9 protein-coding genes are annotated in these 9154 nt (G+C 55.3%); 5 read left to right on the forward strand and 4 right to left on the reverse strand.

The genetic code is table 11. From position 1 onward, the window contains the following. The first annotated feature begins 279 nt into the window (after nucleotides 1-279). Nucleotides 280-453, forward strand: a complete 174-nt coding sequence (locus RMSM_RS13110) for a hypothetical protein (RefSeq protein ID WP_008696631.1) — start codon at nucleotides 280-282, stop codon at nucleotides 451-453. Nucleotides 454-662: 209 nt separating this feature from the next. Then, nucleotides 663-2027, forward strand: a complete 1365-nt coding sequence (locus RMSM_RS13115; protein WP_144057617.1) for a lipopolysaccharide biosynthesis protein — start codon at nucleotides 663-665, stop codon at nucleotides 2025-2027. A gap of 35 nt (nucleotides 2028-2062) precedes the next feature. On the opposite strand, the gene RMSM_RS36805 is transcribed toward RMSM_RS13115, so the two are convergent. The 3 genes from RMSM_RS36805 to RMSM_RS13125 all read right to left on the reverse strand — a co-directional run bounded on the left by RMSM_RS36805 (nucleotide 2063) and on the right by RMSM_RS13125 (nucleotide 3843). Beyond that, on the reverse strand, nucleotides 2063-2566 hold the full coding sequence (locus RMSM_RS36805; RefSeq protein ID WP_008696637.1) for a hypothetical protein: 504 nt from the start codon (nucleotides 2564-2566) through the stop codon (nucleotides 2063-2065). A gap of 128 nt (nucleotides 2567-2694) precedes the next feature. Then, nucleotides 2695-2976, reverse strand: a complete 282-nt coding sequence (locus tag RMSM_RS39805; RefSeq protein WP_144057618.1) for a hypothetical protein — start codon at nucleotides 2974-2976, stop codon at nucleotides 2695-2697. Nucleotides 2977-3180: 204 nt separating this feature from the next. Beyond that, on the reverse strand, nucleotides 3181-3843 hold the full coding sequence (locus RMSM_RS13125) for a PDZ domain-containing protein (protein WP_008696641.1): 663 nt from the start codon (nucleotides 3841-3843) through the stop codon (nucleotides 3181-3183). 369 nt (nucleotides 3844-4212) lie between these two features. Between RMSM_RS13125 and RMSM_RS13130 the strand changes: the two genes are divergently transcribed. The 3 genes from RMSM_RS13130 (at nucleotide 4213) to RMSM_RS13140 (ending at nucleotide 7482) form a co-directional block, all read left to right on the forward strand. Continuing rightward, nucleotides 4213-4803, forward strand: a complete 591-nt coding sequence (locus RMSM_RS13130; protein WP_008696642.1) for a peroxiredoxin — start codon at nucleotides 4213-4215, stop codon at nucleotides 4801-4803. A gap of 100 nt (nucleotides 4804-4903) precedes the next feature. After that, entirely contained in the window at nucleotides 4904-6187 is a 1284-nt protein-coding gene (locus tag RMSM_RS13135; protein WP_008696644.1) for a Gfo/Idh/MocA family protein, read from the forward strand. Nucleotides 6188-6480: 293 nt separating this feature from the next. Continuing rightward, nucleotides 6481-7482, forward strand: coding sequence for a Gfo/Idh/MocA family protein (locus RMSM_RS13140; protein ID WP_040766276.1), 1002 nt, complete (start codon nucleotides 6481-6483; stop codon nucleotides 7480-7482). A gap of 138 nt (nucleotides 7483-7620) precedes the next feature. Here RMSM_RS13140 and RMSM_RS13145 read toward each other — a convergent pair whose 3' ends face one another. Continuing rightward, nucleotides 7621-9123 (reverse strand): SulP family inorganic anion transporter, encoded by a 1503-nt coding sequence (locus RMSM_RS13145; RefSeq protein WP_008696650.1) that lies wholly within the window; start codon nucleotides 9121-9123, stop codon nucleotides 7621-7623. Nucleotides 9124-9154 lie beyond the last annotated feature (31 nt).

Here is a 9154-nt window from a genome sequence, read left to right on the forward strand (position 1 = left end):
CTCAGATCAAAGGTGGCAAACCAATGATCCTGTACTTGTGCGGACAAACATTGAACTTGGTCCTGACGTTGGCGATGGCCTATTTGATGTTCGGATTGCTTTTCCGTGATACGATTGAAGCGATGTTGGCGAAGTAAAATTTTTGTGAAGATTGGAAGCGGTTGCGGCGACGGACCTCTCGGTTGTTGCGATGTATCAGAGACCATCTACAGTATGAACCACGCTGCAAAACCACAACCGACTCAAACACGCGGGCGCCTTCGTTTGTTGTCCGTAGTCGTGGCTTTGGTTCTGCTGTGGTGCGTTGTCTTGCCCTGGTTGGGGACGACTCGCTACGTTAAACCGATGATCGAACACAATGAACGGTGGGGGATCGATCCAACGGCATTGTTCTATACCGATGTTGAAGCGATGACGTACCGAGATCGTCTGCTGCGTCGGGCGAAACAGTAGGGTGAATTAGATAGAGGATGGCGGTTCGCAGCACTTCGGACGATCGGTTTTCATGCTTGTGTGTTTGCGATAATGACGATGCAACCAACACGCACGACTTGCATGATTACCACTGCCACCATCACTACCCAATGCAGTCGGTCGCGTTGAAAGCATCGTTTCGGAATACGCCCCACCTTGGTCTGTAAAATTTGAGAATCTGATCCCCAATGCCTCCCCTACACGTCGAACCAACCGTCCGCAATTCAGTGCCACGGCACGAGGGGGTGACGACGATACTGTTGACCACGCTGAATGTCGTGGGCGTTTTAGTGGGCTATATAATCACGATGCTGCTAGCGCGGCAACTGGCAAACGACGAATTCGAACAGTATATCGGCGCGATTGCGACACTGGGGCTGCTGGCGTCGCTCGGCGAGGCCGGTTTTGGAAAATACGGGCTGCGTATCGTGCCAGTTTTTGTCGCAGGAACGCAGCCGAGTCCGCTGCGCAGCTATTTGCGGTTTGCCTTAGGGGGCACGCTGTTGATGAGTCTGTTGGTGGGATTGGGCGTTGCGATGATCCAGGCCCCCATGCTCGAAACACATCAACGCAACGTTATGTTTTTGGCGATCGTGTCGCTACCGGTGGTCGCAGCGGCTGGCGTGACGATTGATTTGTTGATGGCACTGCAAATGGCAACGCGAGCGACGTTGGTCTCGAGGGTTTTGGTTCCTTTGACCACATTGTGGTTGGTCGGAATTACAACGATCGAAATGGGAATCACTCCATTTCGCGCCGTGCTTTGTTTTTGTGCCGGCAGCACGGTGGGGCTCATCGTGGGAATGTTGCTATTGATTGGCCGGTCTCGTCACTATGCAAACAAGTCCACCGACACGTCTGTGCTGTCGACTTGGGCGCGTGACAGCTTTTCGTATCTTGTGTTTTATGCGCTGATCGCTTGGCTATTTCGCGCTACACTTGTCGTTGCGTATCACGTCCCTCACCAAGGCCATCAGGTCGCGATCCTGGCACCTGCATTTGAAACCGGGTGTTTGATTCTGTTGCTTGCCAAGGCAACGGACAAGTATTTTCAGCCAATGATCGCGTTGGGGCTGGAAACATCACAGTGGCGAAGGTTGACCGAAATGCGGCGGACGCGATTGTGGGTCATTAGCAGCGGTGTGCTGATCTTTTTGGCAACGGTATTCTTCGCGGGCGACGAGATTCTGATGTTGTACGGCGAGCGGTTTGCCGCGAGTTACATCCCACTCTGCATCGTTGCATTTGGATCAAGCGTCTGGACCCTATTTTCGTTGTCGCCGACCTTTTTGCTGTTTGCGGGTGAGCGGCGAACGCTTTTGTCACTGTTGTGCATCCACGCCGTCAGCTTGGTGGTTTTGCTGGTTTTGTTTTTCGAGGCGTTTGGAGCTGCCGGAGCCGCAGCCGCATACTCGATTTCCATCAGCTCGTTTGCAATTTCGAATTTGTTGTTCGCAAACCGACATTTTCGCAAATTACGATCGCGGAGCATGAGCAGGAGGAAGCAAGGTCGCGGGCAATTGTCAAGTCGACGCGAACCCCGACCCTCGTGATCGGCGGTGTGAAAAACCAGGCCACAGTGGACTCTCTATCGTCGCGGCATGGGCGCCGGTGAGTTGTAGGGAGGGTAGTCCGCGGGTGATTGTCCTGGATAGGGGCTTGTGCTGGGCGTGGTTCCGTAATTTGGGGCAGGTCCTGTCATTGGATAGGAACCTGTGTCGTAGGGGCGATTGTCATACGCAGGGTAATCGCGTGGCAATTCGGCTTGGTTGTAACGAGGGCCGGTGCCAGTGCTGGGGCCGTAATCTTGGTATTGCGATTGGTAGGGATCGGCGGGGGCAGGATAGGATCCTGGATCGTAGTTGGGCGGATACGAAGGGCCCGCGGCAGTTTCGTCGCCTGAATAGTCGGAACGCGATTGATCGCGACGGTCAAGAATTTCACGCCCCTTGTCGATCGCTCGCCGTGCATCTTCGCGAATTTCCGCGCGATTGATATCGATTCGCGTGTATTCGCCGTCGCGTTGGATTTGAAACCAGCCTGCGGCCGATGCACCTGCGACTAACATGGCGAGGATGATGATATTTCGCATGTTCGATTCCGTTCGGATGTGAGATTCAGTCAGTGCCGCTGTTGTCTCAACTTATTGATCTGAGAGCGAGAGCAATTTCCGGAATCGCAGAGCGTATCGCTGGGAATGCTAGCGAACTGTTCCCTCTCTTACATCTGGATATCGATATAGCCGGCCGCCAATTGTTGCTGTAATTCGACAGCTTTATTGACCAATTCAACGGCCGTGTTGCCCGGCGTGTTCGGGGCAGGAGGACGCCCCGACGGCAGCGTTTCGGCGACGCGATCTTCGCTCCGCTGCGTCAAGCGGCTCTTAGAAGAATCCTGTACCTCCGATACATGCGGCGGAGCTGTTTCTAAGATGGCGAGAGGACGGTGAGATAGCCCGAATGAATCGACCATGGCAGCGTACGAAATGAGTGAGAGGATCATCGCCGGTCACTCGAGGACCGTGGTAATACAAAATGTGGTTACAAACCACATCCGCCGTGTTTCCCCCGTAGCCATTCACAAAACTAATGGAACCGAGGTTCCAAAAGCTGCGTTTCCTTATCCCGTATTCAAACTCTAGCTCGCCGTTTGGGCAGTGGCGGTCAAAAAAACAAAAAAGGCAATTTGCCACGTGCGACTCGACCGTCATTTCTCCTTCACCGGCGCGGGCAGTTCCAGATAAATGACCTTCGGTTTCCCCAGCGGTACCCGGAAATTTTTGATCGATGTCGTTTGTGTTCCACGCCGACCGCGGGGCGGCGAAATCCGGTAGGCGACTTGCAGGGTGACGGTGTCAAGCGACGTCCGATCGCGAATGACCCGCTTCAGATCCTCGACATTGCGGACCGGATGACCGTCGATCGCAATGATCTTACCACCCGGCTGGACTCCGGCTGCCGCCGCACCGCTGTCGGGATAAACCTTGTTGATCACGGCTTGGTCTGCGTTCACATTCAGCCCTAGGCGGGGGCGGTCCGCCCGGGCAGTGCCACCCCCATTTTCGGGGGCGGTTGCCGACTTCGTGGTCGACGGGTTCGGCTTTGGGGTCGGCAGAGTCGGCTTTGACGGTGGGATCGGCTTGGGAGCAGTCGTTCGCGGTGGTGGCAACGTCCCCTCCATCACCGAGCCGCCCTTCGCCGTATCGATTTGCTCGACCGTCTCGTGTTGCACGACTGTCGGGTGATCTGCTGCGGCCGGAGAAGCTGCGATGTCGTCACCCCACAGCGATTGCGGTCCCGAACTTTGCAAGACACAGACAACGACAATGGCGGTAACAACTCTCTTCGTAACACGGTTTATTCGAATCATTCCAGCAAACTCTCCCCTTTGAGCCAATGTCGCGGGCGGTGACCGCCAAAACGCTGTCAGCAGTGCAATGTCCCGTTATCCCCCATTAGTCTAACGGATTGAACCAGCGGCGGTCCCTTGATTACGCGCTTTTGTTGTGATGACCTGGTAAAACACGACTCAAAATGCTTCCCAGCGTTTGCCGAAGCGGCTAACTGGATTTCAGCCAATCGTTCCTACCTGCCTGCGTGACGGTCCGGCCAATCACGATCCCGTCAAGAAAACGATTTCAAAACCTTTTTCCCTGGCCGCCCACCCATTCGTTCACATCGTCTATAATTTCGACACCGATTGGTGCACCCTTCCCACAAACTCTATAGAGAGATTCGCATGATCCGACGGTATATTTCAGGTGCCTGTTTGACGCTGTTGTGTTTGTTGACCGCGTCGGCGGTGGTTGCCAAAGAGCCAAGTGACTCGCTGAGTGTCGGCGACACGGCGCCCGAATTTTCGGTCAAAGATGACCAAGGCAAACAGTGGAACTCGGCTGACCATTTTGGCAAAAAGATTGTGGTGCTTTACTTCTATCCTGCGGACATGACCGGTGGCTGCACCGCGCAAGCGTGTGGTTATCGCGACACGTTGGCGGATTTGGCTTCGCAACAGGTCGAGGTTGTCGGCGTCAGTGGCGACTCGGTTGAGAATCACCAATGGTTCAAGAAAGCTCACGAATTGAACTTTCCGTTGTTGGCCGATGTGGATGGCGAGGTTGCTGAAAAATTTGGAGTGCCGATCACTCGAGGATCCAAGTCGGTCAAAGCGATCATCGACGGCAGCGAACAAATTTTAAAACGCGACGTGACCGCCAAGCGGTGGACGTTTGTCATCGATCGCGATGGAAAGATCGCTTACCGGGATGACAAAGTCAAAGCAAAACAAGATCCCGCTAAAATTCTTGATGTCGTCAAAGACTTGCAGTGATGCTGTTTCCTTCGGCGTGCGTACGCTGATCCAGTTGATTTCTGCTGCCATCGCAAGCCCACCTGTTTCCCACCCCTCCTTTCCCACCTGAGACTGTTCAATGAATGATCGACGTCTATTTCTAAAGTCCACCGCAGCGGCGGCAGCGTTCACGGCGACCGCGGCCAAGACGCTGACTGCGAATGATGCCACGCCTAGCGAGACCGTTTCGTTAGGGATTATGGGAGTCAACGGCCGCGGCCGTGCGATTACCTCCGGCATGCTTGCGCTTCCCAATACTCGGATCGATTACATTTGTGACGTCGATTCGCGTGCTGCGGACCGTACCGCCGAATTGGTGGCATCCAAGCAGCAGCAACGTCCGAAAATTGTCACCGATTTTCGCCATATCCTTGACGATAAAAACGTCGACGCGCTAGTGGTTGCGGCTCCGAACCACTGGCACGCACCGGCCACCATCATCGGGTGCGACGCGGGGAAACATGTCTACGTCGAAAAACCTTGCAGCGGAACCGCTGCGGAAGGCGAATGGGCGCTTGCCGCTGCCCGGCGCAACAACCGTGTCGTGCAGATGGGCACTCAGCGTCGTAGCTGGCCGGCGTTAATCGAAGCAGTAAACAAGATTCACGCTGGTGAAATCGGCAAGACCCTTTACGCTCGCACTTGGTACAACAATCGACGAGCGTCGATTGGCAAGGGCAAACCCGCGTCCACGCCTGATTGGCTCGATTGGGATTTGTGGCAAGGCCCTGCACCGCGTTGCGAATACAAAGACAATCTCGTCCATTACAACTGGCACTGGCATTGGCACTGGGGCAATGGCGAAATGGGCAACAACGGCGTGCATGGACTGGACGTCGCTCGCTGGGCTCTCGGGCTGACCTTTCCCACGCGTGTCACTGCCGGCGGCGGAAAATATCGGCACGATGATGATCAAGAAACGCCCGACACGATGATGGCCACGTTCGATTTCCCCGAAGGCAAAACGATCACCTGGGAAGGGCTCAGTTGGTCGCCGCTTGGTCCCCATGACACCGGGTTTGGCATCAGCATACATGGCACCGAAGGATCGCTCGTGATGCGAGGCGCCGGCTATACGATTTATGATATGAAAGGCCGAGAGGTTTCGAGCAATTCGGGACCTGCCGGTGACCCCGATCACTTCACTGATTTCTTGACCGCCGTTCGATCGCCAAGACGCACCAATGCGGATATCGAAGAGGCTCATCGCAGCACGTTGCTATGCCACTTGGGTAATATCGCCTTCCGCACCGGAACGGTTCTGCAAACTAACCCCACTAACGGTCATATCGAAAACAACGTCGAAGCCAACAAGCTTTGGAGTCGTGAATATGCCAAGGGCTGGGAACCTCGCCAAGCGTAAGCTTGTAGGCCGACGAGTCGCGTTGTAACACGTTTCGTTCTCTCACCAATGGCCCTCGAAACTCTTAAGTGAGCCGAGGGCCGTAAGGCACCGGGCGCGTCGCGGTACCCGGCCGCTGACGCGTCACGGCTTATTGAGATACGTGGAACTGTGGCGTGCGGCATTCGCGGTATCGTCAACCTAGATCATTTCCAATTGGTATACGTCGATATTACGGTGGCTCACGCTAACCTTGATCGTCGTTTTGCTCACCTCGTTTCCTATCCCACCTTGCCCCACCTCGAGACAATTCAATGAGAATCTTTCTGTGCATGATTACCATGCTGTTTTCCGCCTTCACTGCGACCGCCGAAGACACGCTGTCGATCGGCATCATCGGGTTGGACACCTCGCATGCGATCGCGTTTACCAAAGAATTCAACCAAGAACCGGCGGCACCGGAATTGGCGAACTGCCGCGTCGTCGCTGCCTATCCGTACGGCAGTCGCGACATCGAATCGAGTTCAAGTCGTATTCCCAAGTACACCGAAACGGTGAAGGGAATGGGGGTCGAGATCGTCGATTCGATCGACGCCTTGCTCAAGCAAGTGGATTGCGTGCTGCTGGAAACGAACGATGGTAAACCTCACCTGGAACAAGCACTTGCGGTGTTCAAAGCGGGGAAGCCCGTGTTTATCGACAAGCCCGTCGGGTCAAATTTGAGCGAAGTTGTTGCGATCTATCGAGCCGCAGAAAAATACCAAGTACCGATGTTCTCGAGTTCATCGCTGCGTTACATCAGCGGAATCGACGCGATCAAGTCGGCTGGTTTCGGAGCAGTCCTCGGCTGTCAAACCTACAGTCCGTGTTCGCTCGAACCGTCGCATACCGATCTGTATTGGTACGGCATCCACGGCGTGGAAGCCTTGTACGCGTGCATGGGCCCTGGCTGCGAGCAAGTGCGGCACCAGTCCACTCCGCACGCCGAGCTTGCCACCGGAAAATGGAGTGATCAGCGACTGGCCACGTTTCGCGGGATCAAGTCAGGGAAGAGCGGGTACGGCGGAATCGCATTCGGCGAAAAAAAGGTACTGTCCTTAGGCGATTACGCGGGCTACAAACCGCTGCTCGTGCAAATTGCCCAGTTCTTTCGAACGCACGAGTCGCCAATCGATGCTGCTGAAACCATCGAGCTTTATGCGTTCATGCAAGCGGCGATGGAAAGCAAGAACCAAGGCGGCCAATACGTAAAAATCGCCGACGTGATGGCGAAGGCAGAAAAAGAAGCCGACGCGTTGTTGGCGGCACAACGTTAGAACCGTGCAGATGTAGGCCGGATCGCAGCGAAGCGGAGATCCGGCACGGGCGTTGGTGCCGAACGTGAATTCACCTTCGGTCGCCGGATCGGCGTCGCTTCTGAGCGACTTGATCCGGCCTACGGAGGCGGATCCGGGTTACCCTAAACGGTCGGTTGCGACGTGATACTGTGGGTCTTCGGACAGATTGACTTCGACGAAGTCGCCGGCGCGGTCGAGCAAACCACGGCATTCGGCGCTGAGGTGCGTCAGATGTAAACGCTTTCCGAGCGATTCGTACTTGTCCGCCAGCGTGTTGATCGCTTCGAGTCCGGATTGGTCATAGACACGAGTGTAATAGAAATCGATGACCACATCATCGGGGTCGTTCGCTGGGTCGAACAAGTCCTTGAACGACGACACCGAAGCAAAAAACAGGGGCCCATGAAGCTGGTAAATCTTGCTGCCGGCCTCGTTGATCGAAATGTCGGCTCCGAGGTTAGCAGCATGCTTCCACGCAAATACCACAGCGGAAACGATCACACCCAGGATCACGGCGGTTGCCAAGTCATGCATCACGACGGTGTAACCAGCCACCAGCACCATCACAGCGACGTCGCTGAGCGGCATGCGGTGAAACATCTTCAGCGATGCCCATTCGAACGTTCCGATCACGACCATGAACATCACGCCCACCAGCGCGGCCATTGGGATTTGCTCGATCCATGGTGACAGAAACAGGATGAACATCAACAAGCAAACCGCGGCGGTGATTCCCGACAATCGGCCTCGACCGCCCGAATTAACGTTGATCAACGATTGGCCAATCATCGCACAACCGCCCATCCCGCCGAACAATCCGCACACCACGTTTGCGGCACCTTGGCCGATGCATTCGCGGTTGCCACGTCCACGCGTCTCAGTGATCTCATCGATCAACGTCAACGTCATCAGCGACTCGATCAATCCGACGCCCGCAAGCGTGATTGCAAAGGGAAAGATAATCCAAAGTGTCTCGAAATTCATCGGAGGCAATTTGTAGTCGAGGAAGAACAGGCGAGGCAGTCCTCCGCTAATCGAAGCCGCGGCTTCGCCTTCGTTTGCCTCAGCCGCTTCGGCATTGGTCGCCGCAGCGACCGCGTTCACGGAATCCACGCGATTTTTTTCCGCAGGCGTCATCGCCACGGTCGAAACATCGAGCGATTGGGATTCGTCGGCGGCAACTTCCTCGGCGGCTGCGCGGCTGGCCGCGATCGCTTTGGCCTTCGCTTGCGTGTTTAGCATATCGCCAACCGTCGCTACCACATTTTCACCTGAACCCGATTCGGATCTCATCAGGTGGTTGATTCCGACCGACAACAACGTGACGGTCAAAATGGCCGCCAATGACGATGGGATCGCTTTGGTCATTTTGGGCAACAGCCAAATGATTCCCATCGTGATCGCCACTAACACCAACATCACCATCAACGGCATACCGCTTAAGAAGGTTAGGTTGCCGCTATCGCGATCCAGCGTTTGAAAGCTGCCGAATTGGGCCATGAAAATGACAATCGCCAAACCGTTGACAAACCCCAGCATCACCGGGTGGGGGACCAAGCGAATCAATTTTCCTAGACGAGCCGCTCCGATCAAGATCTGGATCACACCGCACAGCACCACGGTCGGAAACAGATACTCAACCCCTTGCGTT

Origin of the sequence: Rhodopirellula maiorica SM1 (assembly GCF_000346295.1) — a bacterium.
In the GTDB taxonomy this organism is placed as follows: domain Bacteria; phylum Planctomycetota; class Planctomycetia; order Pirellulales; family Pirellulaceae; genus Novipirellula; species Novipirellula maiorica.